The sequence below is a fragment of the Halospina denitrificans genome (genome assembly GCF_004364635.1).
In the GTDB taxonomy this organism is placed as follows: domain Bacteria; phylum Pseudomonadota; class Gammaproteobacteria; order Pseudomonadales; family Oleiphilaceae; genus Halospina; species Halospina denitrificans.
This window is the reverse complement of the sequence record NZ_SOAX01000002.1, coordinates 226,115-242,741: the sequence shown is the minus strand read 5'-3', so window position 1 is coordinate 242,741 and position 16,627 is coordinate 226,115. Positions and strand designations below refer to the sequence as shown.

The following is a 16,627-nucleotide window of genomic DNA, read 5'->3' as shown; positions in this document are numbered from 1 at the left end:
CCCGCCACGAAATGCTTAAAATGCGCATCTCGTTCGACAGGGAAAGCCCTGAAGAGCGATTTCGGAGCGGTAGTTCAGATGGTTAGAATGCCGGCCTGTCACGCCGGAGGTCGCGGGTTCGAGTCCCGTCCGCTCCGCCATCTTTTGGGTGGTTAGCTCAGTTAGGGAGAGCATCGGCCTTACAAGCCGAGGGTCGCTGGTTCGATCCCAGCACCACCCACCATTCCCCTCTGCTTTTCCAGAAAGTTCTTCAGCTCCCTGAAGATTCCAAACCATCTGGTTTCGCCAGTCCTTGGGTCCTTTTGGATCTGTTTGGCCCTGATCTTAAGCTGATATACACAAAAGCATTCGCGGCCACTATCACTATGGGTTAGAACTGGAGTCGAAACCCGCCTGTGAAAGAGGTTTGATCCTCCTGTGCGGCGGCCGCAAGTGACAGTCGCGCCTCTTCAGGGCTCAGCCACCAGCCGATTACGAAGCGGGTTACTGGATCAGCATCATCGAGAGTCGTTTGAGCCAGGCTCGCCCCTGCTTCAACGCGGCTGGTCACCCATGCCCGGGCACCAATCGCGGCAACTCCGCCGCTATCGGACTCGTCTGCGCAGGTGCTGTTGATACATACTTCGGCTTCGGAGCGGACCAAACCTACCTGAGGATAAAGATCGATGCTGTTGTTGAGTGCGATCGGAAACCCGCCGGCAATAAAGGCTTCAGTGGCGTTGATTTCGGAATTGTCGCCATCGTTGAACCCACGCGTGAACCCTGCCTCCAGAGTAACTCCTTCTTCTGACTGGTAAGAGCCAACGGCGCCAAAGGTTCCCAGGCCATCGTACTTGTCATTCGCGATGACAATGGAGTCATCAAACTCCACTGTTCCAAGGTTGCCTTGCAGGAATGTATACGAAAAATTACTGGCTGACGCCGTGACGCTGAAGAGGCCAATTGAAGCAGCAAGTATGGGTTTGAGTACATCCATGGATCTCAGTCCTTTTTCAGTGAGTATTCGATATGAGGATTAAAGTAGCTGATATGCCGCTTTTGGCAAATGGCCCTAATAGTTCTTTGTTAGGACAAATAAGTCCGAGCTTGGCGGATCATCACGGGGAGGCCGGATTCTGCTGAGTAAAGGCCAGTCTCTGCGAAGGATCATCGCTTCCGTGCTATTCCCGTATGATCTATCCTGCACAACGGGTTTGGTTGAGGCTTATGTGCCCAGCCGTGTATCAGGGAAACAAGTAGCCTCCGGTGCTGTCTCAATGGATAAAAAGACGTTCAGCGAACGCGACATCTGCACCAAGTACATCACGCCCGCCATTGAGCAGGCCGGATGGAACATTAAAAGCCAGGTGCGCGAGGAGGTGTCGCTGACCGACGGCCGCGTCATCGTCCGTGGGCGCATGCACACACGCATCAGGCCCCTCCGTGCGGACTACGTGCTCAACTACCAGAAGAACCAGCCCATCGCCGTGGTGGAGGCCAAGGACAACAAGCACAGCCTTAGAGAGCAGCACGAAATCGTCCAAAAAGTCGATGAACTCATGGCCCTTTGTGACCGACTCAAAGAACATCTGAGTGAGGCGGATGAAATCCGCCTCCAGCTGGCCGAAGCGAGTATTTTTGCAGCACTTAAATAGCCGAAATCAGGGATGATTTGACGTGTACGACAAGCCATGGCTCAGTTATCAGGACCAGCTCGAGAAGCTTAAACACAGGGGGCTCAAGGTAACCGACGAAGAGAAAGCCCTCGAATACCTTGAGCGCATCGGTTACTACCGGCTCAGTGGATACTGGTACCCGTTTAGGGTGCGCACGGAACTCTGCTGCCCTATTGGAGAGCAAAGCGGCAAAAGGAAGAAGACAAAGCCCACCCGAATCGTGCTGGATCAGTTCAAATCTGGCTCATCTTTTGAGGCTGCAGTCCATCTCTACGTATTCGACAAAAAACTCCGGCTACTGACCCTCGATGCACTTGAGCGTATCGAAGTCGCGCTTCGCGCGGATATTGCCCACACCTTGGGCGAGCAGGATCCATTCGCCTACTTGAAGCCGGATCTACTTTTTGAGGGCTTCGCCAAGGGGGCCGATAATAAAACCGGTCTCCCGCGCCATGTGGAATGGATGAAGGCGCAAGCCAACCAAGTAACCCGCTCCAGGGAAGATTTCATCAAACACAACAAAAGCAAGTACGGACACCCTTTGCCCATATGGATAGCATGCGAAGTCTGGGACTTCAGGACTCTCTCGGAGTTGTACAGTGGAATGCGACCGAAAGACCAGGACGTCATCGCGAGAAAATACGGCATTCAGAGTGGCAGAGTACTCGCCTCTTGGTTCCGCAGCCTGAACTATCTCCGTAACGTCTGTGCGCACCATAGCCGCCTATGGAACCGGAACATCGTTGATCAGCCGCAAAAGCCGCCGCGGGGCACTGCTCCAGAGCTGCAAACCGCCTGGGAACCGGGCAATGAACACATCGTTGCACGCCCATTTCTACTGCTTTGCATATCCCAGAAGCTCCTGGATACAGTCAATCCGGCTTCCAGTTGGTGGCAACGTCTGTCCGAACTCTTGAGCGAGTTTCCGATGCAGGAAGATTTGGGAATTGGGTGGAGCGCTTTCGGTGTTGCTGATGAATGGAAGGACTGGGATTGCTTTTCAGGGCTTAGGCAATAAAAAACCCCGAAGCAACTTCACCGCAAAGCGGATCCACTGAACGGGGCCGTGTTGCCATTAATAGTAGTGCTATTAGCGTTCGCTATCAACAAGATGTTTAGATCATTTCGTTACAAAGCAGATAGCAACGGTAATCCGACCATTTTTGGTGGTTTTTGGGGAGGGCGTCCCTGCGGAGACGGGGATGCCCCCCCCTACTCCGCAGGAAGCGTGCAAGCAGTGCCTTTATTTACCCACCAGACTCTGTCCACACACGCGCACCACGTTGCCGTTCACGCCCCGTGACAGCGGGTTGCAGTACCAGGCAATGGTCTCGGCAACGTCCACCGGCAGGCCGCCCTGGGAGAGGCTGTTCATGCGGCGTCCGGCCTCGCGGATGGTGACCGGCATGGCGGCGGTCATCTGGGTTTCGATGAACCCGGGCGCCACCGCGTTGATGGTAATGCCGTTCTTAAGCTGCCGTGCCATGCTTTCCACATAGCCGATGACACCTGCCTTGGAGGCCGCGTAGTTGGTCTGGCCGAAGTTGCCGGCGAAGCCGGCGATTGAGGAGACGCAGACAATGCGGCCGTTCTCGCGCATCAGGTCCCTTTCGCTCAGCTCCTCGTCAATCCGCTCTTCCGCTGTCAGGTTGATGGCAATGGTCATGTCCCAGAAGTGCTCCGGCATGCGGCCCAGTGTCTTGTCGCGGGTTACGCCGGCGTTGTGAACGACAATATCAATCCCGCCGAACTCATCCTCCAGGTGGTCCGCAATCATGCGCGGGGCGTTGTCCTCGGTGATGTCCGCCGCCAGTGGCGAGCCGCCAATGTCTTCCGCCACCCGGTTCAGGTCCTCCATGGTGGCTGGAATATCCAGGCAGACCACGCGGGCGCCGTCCCTTGCCAGGGTCCGTGCGATGGCCTCACCGATGCCGCGCGAAGCGCCGGTGACCAGGGCGACCTTGCCCGTCAGCGGGGCATTGGTGTTGGTGGCCGTCTTGCCCTTGGAGCCACCCTTACCGATCCGGATGGGTTGACCGGAGACATAGGCGGACTTGGGTGAGAGGAAGAAGCGGACTGATGACTCAAGCTGGTTCTCGGCGTTGGGGGCCACCCACAGCAGCTGGGCCGTGGCGCCTTTCTTGCCGATTTCCTTGCCTACGGAACGCACAAATCCCTCCAGGGCCTTGTGCGCAGCCGCACGGGCCGGCGACTTGCAGGAGGCCGGGTCGGTGCCAATAACCAGCACGCGGCCACATTTGGCCAACTGGCGGATGCTGTTATGGAAGAAGTCGTACAGGCAGCGCAGCTCGGTCGTATCCTTAACGCCGGTTGCGTCGAGGATCAGGGCCTTGAAACGGTGCTGCGACAGGGTTTCCTCGTCCATGGCAACGGCCTTGCCGGCACCGGATTCGGTGGCGGAGGCGGACTCATTCAGTGACTCGGGGCCCTCGGCGATGTGCAGGCTGCCCGCGCTTGAGCGCAGGATGTCGGTCAACGTGGCCAGGGCCCGTGGCCGGGGGCCGGCGCCGAGCAGGACCTTGCCTTCCAGGAAGGGCTGGTCCTGGCGCTTCCAGCGCTCCAGTTCAATGGGGGCGGGGAGGCCCAGGGAACTGACGGCCTGTTTGCCAAGTGAGGTGTTGACCAGCTTCAGGTAAAGGTCGGACATAGATGGCTCCTCTGTGAGCAGTAAAAATGAATTTTTCCGATTCAAAACAGGGATGTGTTACATTCGCTGGAAACTCGTGTCAGCAGTCTGGGTATTGTGGCTTTCACGGTATTAATGCGGCTGTATTGAGCGCTTCCGTCCCTGTTTTTGCAATGAACGCCGCGTCACAGTAAAACGTCAGCTCGGCCAATGAGCCTCTGCGTGCGCTCCGGACATTATGCATTGAATGTAAAAGTATCTCTAAAGTAATCAGGATGAAAAAGTCATGGCAGAAGCAAAAAGCACCAGCAAGAGCAAGGGCCGTTCCACGGCAAAATCCACTGCAGGCACTGTCCGACCGGTTGCGATTCTCGGTGGTAACCGGATCCCCTTTGCCCGTTCCAACACCGCCTACAGCAAGCTCAGCAACCAGGACATGCTGACCGCGGCCATCCGTGGGCTTGTCGATCGCTACAAGCTGGACGGCGAGCGCCTGGGAGAGGTAGCCGCCGGCGCGGTCATCAAGCACTCCCGGGACTTCAATCTGACCCGCGAGACCGTGCTGGGTTGCGGCCTGGCCGCGGAAACCCCGGCCTATGATGTCCAGCAGGCGTGTGGCACGGGCCTTGAGGCGGCCATCCTGGTGGCCAACAAGATTGCGCTTGGGCAGGTGGATTCCGGTATTGCCGGTGGTACTGACACCACCTCGGACGCCCCCATCGGGCTCAGTGAAGGGCTGCGTGAGCTATTGCTGGACCTCAACCGCGCCAAAACCAATGGCGAACGCCTGAAAATTGCGGCCCGCTTCCGTCCGAAGCATCTGATACCCCTGACTCCGGAAAACAGCGAGCCCCGGACCGGTATGTCCATGGGCGAGCATCAGCAGATTACCGCCCATGAGTGGAAGATTGGTCGCGAAGAGCAGGACAAGCTGGCGCTTGAGAGCCACCAGAAACTTGCGGCCGCCTATGACGAGGGCTTCTTCAAGGATCTGATGACGCCGCTGGCGGGCCTGGAGAAGGACAACATCCTGCGGCCGGATTCCAAGCTTGAGAAGCTGTCGACCCTCAAGCCGGTCTTTGACAAGCAGAAGGGCACGATGACCGCAGCGAACAGCACGGCACTGACCGACGGCGCCTCCTCGGTGCTGCTGGCCAGCGAGGACTGGGCCAAGGCGCGCAAGCTGCCGGTTCGCGCCTACCTGACCTACACCGAAGTGGGTGCCGTGGATTTCGTGGATAAGAAGGAAGGGCTGCTGATGGCCCCGGCCTATGCCGTGCCGCGACTGCTGGAGAAGGCCGGCCTGACCCTTCAGGATTTCGACTTCTACGAGATCCACGAAGCCTTTGCCTCGCAGGTGCTCTGTACCCTCAAGGCCTGGGAGGATCCGACCTTCTGCAAGGAGAAGCTTGGACTCTCCAAGCCGCTTGGGAGCATTGACCGCAAGAAGCTCAACGTTAAGGGAAGCAGCCTTGCTGCGGGTCACCCCTTTGCCGCCACGGGCGCCCGCATCCTGGCCACGGCCGCCAAGATCCTGGAGGAGAAGGGCAGTGGCCGCGCGCTGATTTCCATCTGTGCCGCGGGTGGCCAGGGCGTTACGGCTATTGTGGAGCGGTAAAGCCGCTCAGGCCCTGCTCTTCCAGAAGCTGGGCGAAGCGGATGGTGGTCAGGTCCTGTCCCGGTGCGCCGATGATCTGGATCCCGAATGGCATGCCATCCGCGTCGCGTCCCACGGGCGCTGATGTGGCCGGCAGGCCAAGCAGCGTGGCAAGGGCAATCCAGTTCATCTGATCGGTATAGGGCCGCTTCTCACCATTGACGTCAATGGTGCGCCGGAACATGGGCTGGCTTTGGTCATGGAGAATGGCTGTCGTCGGCGTAACCGGTGTCAGCAGGACGTCCGCCTCGGAGAACAGCTCGTCGACCAGGGCCGCGCGCATTTTCTCCCGGCGCTCATGGTTCTGGATGTAATTCAGGAAAGACTGGTTGACCCCAACGGCGTACTGGTCAAGGCCGACGGGGATTCGCATCCAGCGCCCGAAAACCCGCATGAACCGCTCCATCCATTTAAGGTTCCTCCGTTGCTTCGGCTTGAAACCCGTGCCCAGCAGACTGCCCAGCAGGTTGTGGTAGAGCGGCAGCAGCCGGGTATGTTCGAGTTGGGAAGCTGCGGCGGGGCTTACATGGGCGCCGAGCTCTGACAGTGTTTCCGCAATCGCTTCATAGCGCTGGGTCAGGGTCGCTTCCACTGGCGTAACCGGATCATCGAAGCGGGTGACCACGCGCGTGCCTTTCAGGGTCTCCGATGCAGGCTTGGGCAGCGCCAGTCGCCAATGCGGCCCTTCATGGGGGCGTGGAGCGGCGATGATCTCCAGCAGGAACTCGAGGTCATCGGCACAGCGCGCCATGGGGCCGCCTTCGGCCATATCCGGCTGGCTCAGTGTGCCGGGAGGGCCGGGGATATGCCCGCGCAGGGACAGGATGCCCCGGCTTGGCTTGTGCCCGAAAACGCCGCAGAAGTGAGCGGGCGTGCGGATGGAACCGCCTAAATCCGATCCCACCTCCAGGGGCGTCATGCCCGCGGCCAGAGCAGCAGCTGCACCGCCGGAAGACCCGCCTGGTGTGCGGCTTGGGTCGTAGGGGTTATTGGTTACGCCGTGCAGCCGGTTGTAGGTCTGCAGGTCCGAGGCGAAGACGGGCACGTTGGTCTTGCCCATGATGATGGCGCCGGCATCGCGCAGGCGCTGGACCACATCCGCATCCCGCTCCGGAACATGCTCCCTGAGCCCGGAGGAACCCGCCGTGCAGGGCATTCCAGACACTTCCCAGACGTCCTTGATGGTCATGGGCATGCCGTGAAGCAGACCGCGGATATGCCCCTGGCGGCGTTCCTCATCGAGGGTCCGGGCCTGTTCCATGGCCTGCTCTTCCTCCAGGTGGATGACGGCGTTGAGGGCGGGGTTGCGGTTGCGGATCCGGGCGAGCAGTTCCCCGGTCAGAGCCTCGCTGGTCAATATGCCGTCCCGCAGGGCCCTGGCAATGTTCCGCGCACTCTGGTTATTCCAGTCATTCATGTCTGCTTCATCCTGTCTTTTTCATCCAGTGCCTGGCGCCAGCGCTTGACGTGGACCTGTTGCTTGACGAGTTCCAGGGTCTCGATAACGCCTTCGATCATGGCTTCATTGGTGGCCATTTCGGACTCCTCCCGCTCGTAAAGGAAGGCGCCGACCAGGTCCTCCACGAAATCGTGGTTGTCCGGTGAGCTCAGATCCTCAAGGATTTCCTCGATCACCTCTGCCGTGATGTCACCCACCGCCCGGTCCAGTGTGCCGGAGGCCCAGCTGCCGAACACAGGGAGGTCCCGGATGCGCTTGAGGTCCTGGTTCTGTTTCATGGCCCCGATGACCCGGGCGTTGAGGTAATCACGCAATTCCTGCCGGCGCGGAATGTAGCCGTGTTGGGCATAAGTGGCGATCTTTTCCGACAGCCAGTCCACGATGCGGTCGCTGCGGGGGACCAGGATTTCCTGCTGGATACGGTGCAGCAGTGGCGAGCCCCGCTGGACCTCCTCCTGGGTGCCGCTCAGGACCTTGACGACCACACGGTCCGACAGTTCTTCCATAAAGGCTTCGTAGTAGAAGATCAGGAACTGGAACAGGCGGGTATTGGCGAGGTCAATGACGCGGTATTTCTGCAGCCGGTAGATAATACTGAAGACCCTGAGAACACGCAGGATACGGGCCCCCGAGGCGGGTACGCAGCCCAGCAGGTCATACCAGTGGATGAAGGGATAGAAGTACCAGCGCCGATAGGTGTGGACATAGACGGCATGAACCCAGCGCACCACGAATTCCGAGAGGAAGATGCTGACAAATACCAGGTCATAGAACAGAAAGTTCTGGTGAATGGGGCTGTAGGCGTCGGCAAAGGACGGGACCTGTTGTGTCAGGAAGTCACTGACAAGGGCCGTGGCGTACAGGGAATCGAACGTCAGCCAGAGAAGATTGATAACCAGAAGCAACAGCATGAGTGCATCCAGCGCAAACCAGATGGTCTGGTGGCTGGTGCGCAGATTCTTGATGTTGAAAGACAGCAAGGTGACTCCCGGGTCGTCCTGGTGGTCAGGTGTGTGAAGGCCCTTGTATACCAGAGGACGTGCTGTGATGCATTAAATGCTACCCTGAACGGACAGGCAAAGGAGGAACGTCATGGATACCGAAAAAGCTCTTACCGATCCCGCCGCCGTATTCAGCACCCCCAGGGAGGTTGTGGCCGAGCAGGCGCTGAATACGGACCAGAAGATCCAGATTCTGCGGCGCTGGGAATACGATGCCCGGGAGCTGTCCGTGGCTGAGGAAGAGAACATGTCCGGAGGGGATGGTGAGCTCCTCGACCAGGTCCTGCGCTGCCTTCACGAGCTGGGCTTTTCACAGGATCAGGGCGAGGGATCACCCACCAAACAGGGCGGCGTCTGAATCCGGGAAAGTGAACCGGATTCCAGAATTGTAAGACTGGCTGCCTTATCGGGCCCGTTGCGTCACTTCGGTCTTTGGTGCCAGGTGGATTCAGGTACAATGGCCGGTTTATTCCGCCATTATTTTCACCGTGCGCAATGGAGAGGATCCGATGAAGCGAATGAGTGTGCTGGACTCGTCCTGGCTGAAAGTTGAGTCTGAGGATACCCCTATGCATGTGGGCAATCTCCAGATCTTCACTTTGCCTGACGATGCGCCGGAAACATTCCTGCGTGATATGGTCGAGCGCATGAAGGGGACGGGTGATATCCAGGCCCCCTGGAAGTACAAGCTGTTCAGTGGCAGCAAGCTGGGCCGAAGCCTGGCGCCGGCCTGGGTCGAGGACAAGGACCTGGATCTGGATTACCATGTGCGGCATTCGGCACTGCCGCGTCCGGGCAGTGAGCGGGAGCTGGGCATTCTGGTATCCCGCCTGCACTCCCATCCCCTGGATTTCTCCCGGCCCCTGTGGGAATGCCATATCATTGAAGGGCTTGAGGGTAATCGCTTCGCGCTCTACACCAAGATGCATCATTCGCTTATCGACGGCATCAGTGGTGTCCGGCTGATGCAGAAGATCCTGACCACGGATCCCACCAAGACCAATATGCGGCCACCCTGGACCGTGGAGCCCAGTCAGCGGCGATCCCAGTCAGGGCAGGGCGTAACCTCGGTCCAGGGGGCCTTTGAGCAGGCCCTGGAAGCCCTCAAGATCCAGGCCGGCTCGACGCCGCAGCTCGTGACCGCCCTTGCGCGTATCGCCAGTGCCGGGGTGCGCAAGGACAGTAAGCTGACGGCGCCCTTCGTGGGTCCGCAATCCATCCTCAACAACCGCATCACCGGACAGCGGCGTTTCGCCACTCAGCACTATCAGATTGACCGGCTCAAGGCGATCTGCGCGGTTACCGACGCGTCGCTGAATGATGTGGTACTGCAGATATGCGGCACAGCAATGCGCCGCTTCCTGCTCGAGCAGGACAAGTTGCCGGAAGAACCCCTGACGGCGGGTATTCCGGTCAACGTGCGTCCAGCGGACGACGAGGGGACTGGCACCGCGATCAGCTTCATGATTGCGAGTCTCGCCACGGATGAACCGGACCCGGTGGCGCGACTGGAGCAGATCAAGGACTCGACCCGGGTGGCCAAGGAGCATCTGCAGAGCCTGCCCCGCCAGGTTCTCAACCAGTACACCATGATGCTGATGTCGCCCTATATCCTGCAGCTTATCTCGGGGCTGGGTGGGCGCATGAGGCCCGTCTTCAACGTGACCATCTCCAATGTTCCCGGCCCGCCCGAGCCGCTGTACTATGAAGGTGCCCGCATGGAAGCCATGTATCCGGTTTCCCTGGTGACCCATGGTGGTGCCCTGAATATTACCTGCCTGAGCTATGCCGGCGCGTTGAATTTCGGGTATACGGGCTGCCGGGATACATTGCCCAGCATGCAGCGTCTGGCGGTCTACACAGGGGAGGCTCTGGAAGAGCTGGAGCAGCGCCTGTTGTAATGAAAACCAGTTTGCAGTGTACATTTGTGCACGGTATTGTCCTGTTATGGCAATTTTTCAAAACCATACTGGACAGATATGGACATGAAGCATACGGACAGCTACAAGCCGGCACATCTCGACTACCACCCCGTTGAGGAGCTCTGGAACGCACTGACGCACGGGGTTGGGGCGGTGCTGGCACTGGCGGGCGCCGTGGTGCTGGTGGTGATCGCGGCAATCTACGGTGACGTCTGGTCGGTGACGGGGGCGGCTGTCTACGGAACAACCATGGTCGTGCTGTTTCTTGCATCGACGCTCTACCACAGTGCCCGCAAGCCCTCGTTGCGGTATGCATTCAAGGTGTTTGATCACTGCGCCATCTTCCTGCTGATCGCGGGTACCTACACGCCCTTTCTGTTGGTGAATATGCGTGGAACCCTGGGGTGGACCCTGTTCGCCATCATCTGGGGGCTGGCGGTGGCCGGTATTACCTTCCAGCTCGTGTTGGGGGATCGGTACAAGGGGGTGCAGGTGGCCACTTATCTTGGAATGGGGTGGCTTGTGGTTGTCGCGGCGACGGAGCTCCCTACCATGCTGGCCGTCACCGAACTCAGTCTCCTGGTGGCCGGCGGCATCGCCTACACACTGGGTGTTATCTTCTACCTTGGGCACCGCATTCCTTTCAATCACGCGATCTGGCACCTGTTCGTGCTCGCCGGCGGCGCGCTGCACTATTTTGCGGTCTATAACGGCATGGTCACTGCCTGGAATAGTTGAACCAGGTTGCTGATCTGTTAGCAGTCCCGCCATGGCGCAGCTTTTCTGCGGTGGTATGATGCCGTGATGATGAGCCTATCCCTCCCCCGCCTCACTACAGGCCTGTTTCTGGCCCTTTTTCTGCCTTTTTCGTGGGCGGCTGAACTGCAGCTCAACCTGGACCCCGCCAACGACGCACTGGAAAGCAATATACGGGCTTTTATCGGCGATCCGGGAGACCGGGACGCGGCCTCACTGCGCCGGTTTTCCAGCCACGCCCGCGAGCGGGCAAGACAGGCGATGCGGGCGCTTGGGTACTACCAGGGGCGTGTGACCTCCCGGGTTCTGGAGCAGGACCCGCCTGTCCTGAAGCTGGAGGTGGTGCCGGGGGAGCCGGTTCGTTTTCGCCGGGTCATCATTGAGGTCGAGGGTGAGGCTGCAGGATTGGCAGCGTTCGAGCTCCCGGATGAGCTGCGACCGGAAGAAGGCGAAGTCCTGGACCACGGCCGCTATGAACGGATCAAGCGTTTCTTTCGTAATCAGGCACAGACCCATGGTTTTTTCGATGGGGCATTCGTGACCCGGGAGTTGCGGGTGGACCCGGAGGCAGGCTACGCGGATATCAATCTTGTGTATGACAGTGGCGAGCGCTACACGCTCGGGGACGTTCGCTTTCCCGAGGAGATCTATTTTGAGAACACGCTTCTGGAGCGGTTCGTGCGCTTTGAACCCGGGGAGCCCTACCACTCGGATCGGATTATTGAATTGAATCGGGATCTGCGTGGTTCCGGGTATTTCAGCAACGTGCGTGTTGAGGCCGACGCGGAAAATGCCGTGAAGGGGCGGATTCCGGTGCAGGTGGCACTCGATGAACGCAGCCGTCATTCCATTGGTACAGGACTGGGGTTCAGCACCGATGTGGGGCCACGCTTCCGTACCACCTGGGACCAGCATTATGTGAACCCGGAAGGGCACCTGCGCGGTGCCGAACTGGAACTCTCCGAACCGCGCCAGAACGCGGGACTGTATTATGAGCTGCCACTGGACCCGCCGATGACGGACAGCCTACGTTTCACGGGGTCCTATCAGCGGGAGGATATCGAGGATACGGAATCGAAACGGATCAGTACCGGGGCGCAGTGGCATAAAGAACTCGATTCCGGCTGGCAGCAGGTCCTGTCACTGCGGCGCGAGGATGACCGCTTCAAGGTTGGGGACGAACGCGGCCGCACCCTGCTGATCCTGCCCGGCGCGAGCTACAGCTACCTGAAACGGGACTCGCCGGTGGACCCCAGTCGTGGTTACCGTCTCCAGGTTGAGGCGGCAGGAGGGCAGCGTGACATGCTGTCTGATATTGATGTGCTCCATGCCACGGCAGAGGCAAAAGGGTTGGTCACCCTGGGAACCGGCGGTCACCGGTTTCTGTCCCGGATTAAAGTGGGGGCGGTAGGCACCAATAATTTTGACCGGGTTCCGCCTTTTCTGCGCTTTTTCGCCGGTGGTGACCAGAGTGTCCGCGGTTATGGCTTCCGCACGCTCAGCCCGGTTGATGAGGACGGGGACAGTATCGGTGGTCGTTTTCTGATAGCCGGGAGTGCGGAGTACCAGTACCCACTGTCCCAGAGTTGGCGGCTGGCCGCTTTTGTGGACGAGGGCAATGCTTTTGACGATATGGGGGACCCTCTGAAAACCGGTGTCGGCGTGGGCATCCGTTGGGTCTCGCCAGTGGGACCGATCAGGCTGGATATTGCCAGGGCCCTGGATTCCCCGGAAAACTTCCGTCTGCACTTCTCCATGGGGCCGGAACTTTGAGGGTACTTGGGCATGTCGTCCGTATCACCCTGCTGGTCCCGTTGGTGGCCCTTGCGCTGGCGCTTCTGGTTGTCGGCTGGCTCCTGCTGACCGAGACCGGTGGGCGCTGGGCGCTCGACCATGTTCCGGGGCTCCGGGTTGAGGGCTTCGAGGGTGCGTTGGCCAGTGACTGGCGTGCCCGGTCCCTTGTATACAGTAACGGCCAGGGCATGAGGCTGGCGGTGGAGCAGCCTGAGCTGTCATGGCGTCCCAGCTGTCTGTTCAGCGTTTCCCTGTGCGTGGACAACCTGAGTGCGGACGGGGTAGCGATTGCTCTTCCCGATACCGGGGACGCGGAATCGCCCGATACGGATGCGGCCATCACCCTGCCGGAAATCAGTACCCCCTTCTCGGTTGAGGTGGCCAGGCTGGACGTCGGGACCATCACCCTGAATGACAGCCTGATCCTGGACCACATCGGGTTCTCCGGCGTTTTTTCGGGATCCCGGTTGACCATTGGTGCCCTGGATGTGGAGCGCGAAGCGCTGAGTGCTGGCCTGGATGGCACTGTGCGTTTCGAGGGTGACTGGCCCGTCGATGCGGGCCTTGAACTTGAGTATGTCCTTTCCGGGGAGGATTATCCCGGAACCCTGGCGTTGACCAGCGGGCTTACGGGAACGGTTGCGGAGCTCGCGGTGAGCGCCGACCTTACCGCCCCCTGGCAGGCGCATCTGGCCGGCGTCGTCGAGCCACTGAAGCCCGGGGTCCCCGCCGATGCCTCCCTGACATCAGCCCGCTTCCAGGCCACGCCGGACCTGCAGCAGAGCCTGATCCTGAACCAGGTCATGATCCACGCACAGGGCAACCTGGATCAGGGCTGGCAGGTCGCGGGCAATGCGCATCTGAACACGGCTCCTGAACTGCCGTTGTCGGTGAGGGGGCACGTGGATACCCAGGGAGCCGTGGTCGAGCACATCAATATCCAGGATGAACAGGATCGTTACCTGCGCGCGCATGACGGTGCCGTAAGCTGGACTGATGGGCTTGAGGTGTCCGGTGTTCTCGACTGGTCCCGTTTCCCCTGGTTGCGGCTGTTTCCGGATCTCGAAGCACCGCCGGTAGCCCTGGAGCGGGCGGGCCTCGACTTTTCATTGCGTGGTGATCGCTACACGGGCGTGTTGGATGCCCAGCTGTTCACACCCGGTGGGCCGGTCGGCTTGAAGACGGACCTTGAGGGCAACTTCCAGAAGATCCGTCTTGATGCGCTCTCTGTTGCCAGCGCGGATGGCCGGGCTTTCGGCAAGGCAGATATTGCCTGGGTTGATGGCATTTCCTGGAATACACGGCTGGAACTTGCCGGCATTTCCCCGGCTCGCTGGGTCGCCCCCATGCATGGTGAGCTTTCCGGGCTGTTACGCAGCCAGGGGCGTTCGGGCGATGAAGGGCTCCAGGCGGATGGTGATCTCAGCCTGGCAGGAAGTCTGCGGGGTCAGGCTCTGTGGATGAAGACAGCGGCGGAACTGGACGGGAATCAATGGCGGGTGCGGGAACTGGAGGCCATGTTCGGCGATAACCGACTCACTGGCAGTGCCACGCAGACGGACTCCCTGGCGGCCAGGATGGAGCTGGATCTTCCGGTTCTGTCTCAGCTCTGGACGGGTCTCAGCGGCGACGTGAACGCAAGCCTGGATGCCACGGATCTCGTCCGCGAACCGCAGGGGAGCCTGTCCGTCGAGGGGAGTGATATCGGTTATGAACCGACGGAACTGACGCTGGAGTCCATCAATGCCTCGGCAACACTGCGCGAAGCGCTTTCCGGGCAGGCGCGAATCCTCTGGCAGGGGCTGGACGTTGCGGGTCAGCGCATCGACTCGGGAGAGGTGCATGCCGAAGGCAATCAGCAGAACCATGAGGTTTCCGTTTCCGTGAGTCACCCGGATGCAAAACTGCGGCTCAGTGCTGCCGGGGGATGGCAGGACGGACAATGGCAGGGGCAGCTGGATGGTGGCGGGGTTCAGGCGGTGGAGCAGCACTGGTTGATGACCACGCCGGCGTCTTTGTTGGTCGACGCCACTGGCTCAGTAGCACTGGGCAGCCACTGCTGGGGCTGGAACGATGCGCAGCTCTGTGCCGGGGATCAACGGCTCTATCCGGAACAGCACCTGGAGCTGGCACTCAACAACTTCCCGACAGAGGTGCTGAGGGGCGTCCTGCCGCTGGATATGCGCTGGCGGGAGCGCCTGAACGGTGCCGCCAGGATCTCGATGACGGATGCTGGTCCGCAAGGGTCGGTATGGCTGGACGCCGGCGCCGGTAAGGTATCGCTGCGCCAGATTCTTGATCCCGATGATCTGGATGCCGCAGAGGTGGATCCGGAAACACAGGAGCGGTGGGTGCCCCTGGTCTACGATGCCTTCCGCGTCGAGGCGCGTCTCACGCCCGAAGAAGCGGAGGTCAATGCGCGTCTCTCCGGGCCTGAACTGGGTCAGTTCCGGGCAGACCTGAACGTTGACCCCAATAAGCCGGGGAACCCCCTGAATGGGGAAATCGCTGCTGAAAACTTTGACCTGGCCTTCGTCAGACCCTTCCTGGATCTGGAAACGGTGGAGGGTCGGCTGCGGGGAAATGCCAGCCTTTCCGGCGTCCTGACCTCGCCCCAGGTGCAGGGCAGCATCCAGCTTGAAGAGGGCCGGCTTCTCGATCAGAGGCTGCCTCTGCGGTTTGATGCGCTGTCGCTGGATGCCGTCATTGACGGCACGCAGGCGGATATTACCGGTGAGTGGCGCAGTGGCGAGGAGGGTACCGGAACCCTGGATGGGCAGGCCTCGTGGGATGAAGGACCCAGGGCGGATCTGAGCCTCACGGGCGATAAACTGCCGGTTAGCGTGGAGCCATTCGCCCGGGTCACGGTCTTTCCCGATATGAGGGTGCGTTACGGTCCGCAGGGGCTCAACGTTACCGGGCGCGTGGACGTTCCACGCGGTTCGGTTACCATCGAATCCCTGCCCGAGTCCGCGACCGGTGTCTCCGAGGATGAGGTCATTGTTGGCGAGGAAAAGGAGTCCCGTGGCCTGCGCCTGGGTATGGATCTGGTGGTCGTCATTGGCGAGGAACGCGTGAGCTTTAACGGCTTTGGGGTGACCGGGGACCTCACCGGGCGTCTCAGGCTCACCGATGACATGACCGCGAACGGCGAGTTGAACCTTGATAACGGCCGCTACGAGCTTTATGGACAGGACCTCACGATCCGGCGCGCCCAATTGCTGTTTTCCGGGCCCCTGGACAGGCCCTATCTGGATATCGAGGCGATTCGTACGGTCGATGAGGTTGTCGCAGGGATTCGCCTGACAGGGCCGGCGGATGAACCGCGCGCGGAGATTTTCTCGGAACCGACCATGAGCGAACAAGAGGCCCTATCCTACCTGGTGCTCGGTCGCCCCCTTCAGGGCGAAGGGGACAGCTATGCCATGGAGCGGGCGGCGATCGGACTGGGATTGGCCCAGGCCGCACCCGTGACGCGCGAGATTGGCGAGAAGGTCGGCATCGAGGATCTTCAGCTGGAGACCGAGGGGCGTGGCGATGAAACCAGTGTTGTCGCCTCCGGTTATCTCACGGAGCGTCTCAGTGTTCGTTACGGGGTGGGGTTGTTTGAGCCGGTCAACCGCGTCGCGCTGCGCTACGATCTGTCACGGCGTTTATATCTGGAAGCTGCCAGTGGTCTCGCGAGCTCACTGGATATATTCTATCAGAGGGACTTCGGCAAACCGGGAGAGTAATC

General features: G+C 60.1%; 11 protein-coding genes, 2 tRNA genes and 1 pseudogene. 10 read left to right on the top strand and 4 right to left on the bottom strand.

Features of this window, described 5'->3' with window-relative positions:
• The first annotated feature begins 63 nt into the window (after positions 1–63).
• Both DES49_RS04775 and DES49_RS04770 read left to right on the top strand, forming a co-directional pair.
• Positions 64–140: transfer RNA gene (locus tag DES49_RS04775), tRNA-Asp, on the top strand.
• Between the two features lie 6 nt (positions 141–146).
• Positions 147–223: transfer RNA gene (locus DES49_RS04770), tRNA-Val, on the top strand.
• Positions 224–370: 147 nt separating this feature from the next.
• Here the strand turns inward: DES49_RS04770 and DES49_RS04765 are convergent.
• A complete protein-coding gene (locus DES49_RS04765; protein ID WP_133735244.1) occupies positions 371–976 on the bottom strand; it encodes an outer membrane beta-barrel protein in 606 nt (201 codons plus the stop codon).
• Between the two features lie 280 nt (positions 977–1,256).
• On the opposite strand from DES49_RS04765, the pseudogene DES49_RS04760 reads away from it, so the two are divergent.
• A pseudogene (locus DES49_RS04760) lies at positions 1,257–1,499 on the top strand (type I restriction endonuclease subunit R); the annotation flags it as partial.
• 157 nt (positions 1,500–1,656) lie between these two features.
• Positions 1,657–2,673, top strand: a complete 1,017-nt coding sequence (locus tag DES49_RS04755) for an Abi family protein (RefSeq protein WP_133735243.1) — start codon at positions 1,657–1,659, stop codon at positions 2,671–2,673.
• A 225-nt stretch (positions 2,674–2,898) separates the two neighbouring features.
• On the opposite strand, the gene DES49_RS04750 is transcribed toward DES49_RS04755, so the two are convergent.
• Positions 2,899–4,323 (bottom strand): 3-oxoacyl-ACP reductase, encoded by a 1,425-nt coding sequence (locus DES49_RS04750; RefSeq protein ID WP_133735242.1) that lies wholly within the window; start codon positions 4,321–4,323, stop codon positions 2,899–2,901.
• Positions 4,324–4,588: 265 nt separating this feature from the next.
• Here DES49_RS04750 and DES49_RS04745 point away from each other — a divergent pair, with 265 nt between their 5' ends.
• Positions 4,589–5,920 carry an acetyl-CoA C-acetyltransferase gene (locus DES49_RS04745; RefSeq protein WP_133735241.1) on the top strand — a complete coding sequence of 444 codons (1,332 nt, stop codon included), beginning with the start codon at positions 4,589–4,591 and terminating at the stop codon, positions 5,918–5,920.
• Here DES49_RS04745 and DES49_RS04740 read toward each other — a convergent pair.
• Both DES49_RS04740 and DES49_RS04735 read right to left on the bottom strand, forming a co-directional pair.
• Positions 5,904–7,376: an amidase family protein gene (locus DES49_RS04740; RefSeq protein ID WP_133735240.1), complete on the bottom strand. Its 1,473-nt coding sequence runs from the start codon at positions 7,374–7,376 to the stop codon at positions 5,904–5,906. The genes DES49_RS04745 and DES49_RS04740 overlap by 17 nt on opposite strands.
• Positions 7,373–8,398: a hypothetical protein gene (locus DES49_RS04735; protein ID WP_133735239.1), complete on the bottom strand. Its 1,026-nt coding sequence runs from the start codon at positions 8,396–8,398 to the stop codon at positions 7,373–7,375. Before DES49_RS04735 ends, DES49_RS04740 begins: the two co-directional genes overlap by 4 nt.
• 112 nt (positions 8,399–8,510) lie before the next feature.
• On the opposite strand from DES49_RS04735, the gene DES49_RS04730 reads away from it, so the two are divergent.
• The 5 genes from DES49_RS04730 to DES49_RS04710 all read left to right on the top strand — a co-directional run bounded on the left by DES49_RS04730 (position 8,511) and on the right by DES49_RS04710 (position 16,625).
• Positions 8,511–8,777, top strand: a complete 267-nt coding sequence (locus DES49_RS04730; RefSeq protein ID WP_133735238.1) for a hypothetical protein — start codon at positions 8,511–8,513, stop codon at positions 8,775–8,777.
• Positions 8,778–8,928: 151 nt separating this feature from the next.
• A complete protein-coding gene (locus tag DES49_RS04725; RefSeq protein ID WP_133735237.1) occupies positions 8,929–10,320 on the top strand; it encodes a WS/DGAT/MGAT family O-acyltransferase in 1,392 nt (463 codons plus the stop codon).
• A gap of 78 nt (positions 10,321–10,398) precedes the next feature.
• The gene (trhA, locus tag DES49_RS04720) at positions 10,399–11,079 is read left to right on the top strand and encodes a PAQR family membrane homeostasis protein TrhA (RefSeq protein ID WP_243864894.1); all 681 of its coding nucleotides are present in this window, start codon (positions 10,399–10,401) and stop codon (positions 11,077–11,079) included.
• A gap of 69 nt (positions 11,080–11,148) precedes the next feature.
• Positions 11,149–12,870 (top strand): autotransporter assembly complex protein TamA, encoded by a 1,722-nt coding sequence (locus DES49_RS04715; protein WP_166646018.1) that lies wholly within the window; start codon positions 11,149–11,151, stop codon positions 12,868–12,870.
• Positions 12,867–16,625 (top strand): translocation/assembly module TamB domain-containing protein, encoded by a 3,759-nt coding sequence (locus DES49_RS04710; RefSeq protein WP_133735235.1) that lies wholly within the window; start codon positions 12,867–12,869, stop codon positions 16,623–16,625. Before DES49_RS04715 ends, DES49_RS04710 begins: the two co-directional genes overlap by 4 nt.
• Positions 16,626–16,627 lie beyond the last annotated feature (2 nt).

Excerpts from the sequence above, each read along its gene's own strand:
- DES49_RS04745 (WP_133735241.1), top strand. The coding sequence starts at position 4,589 with ATGGCAGAAGCAAAAAGCACCAGCAAGAGCAAGGGCCGTTCCACGGCA.
- DES49_RS04740 (WP_133735240.1), bottom strand. The coding sequence starts at position 7,376 with ATGAATGACTGGAATAACCAGAGTGCGCGGAACATTGCCAGGGCCCTG.
- trhA (WP_243864894.1), top strand. The coding sequence starts at position 10,399 with ATGGACATGAAGCATACGGACAGCTACAAGCCGGCACATCTCGACTAC.
- DES49_RS04730 (WP_133735238.1), top strand. The coding sequence starts at position 8,511 with ATGGATACCGAAAAAGCTCTTACCGATCCCGCCGCCGTATTCAGCACC.
- DES49_RS04750 (WP_133735242.1), bottom strand. The coding sequence starts at position 4,323 with ATGTCCGACCTTTACCTGAAGCTGGTCAACACCTCACTTGGCAAACAG.
- DES49_RS04715 (WP_166646018.1), top strand. The coding sequence starts at position 11,149 with ATGAGCCTATCCCTCCCCCGCCTCACTACAGGCCTGTTTCTGGCCCTT.
- DES49_RS04725 (WP_133735237.1), top strand. The coding sequence starts at position 8,929 with ATGAAGCGAATGAGTGTGCTGGACTCGTCCTGGCTGAAAGTTGAGTCT.
- DES49_RS04765 (WP_133735244.1), bottom strand. The coding sequence starts at position 976 with ATGGATGTACTCAAACCCATACTTGCTGCTTCAATTGGCCTCTTCAGC.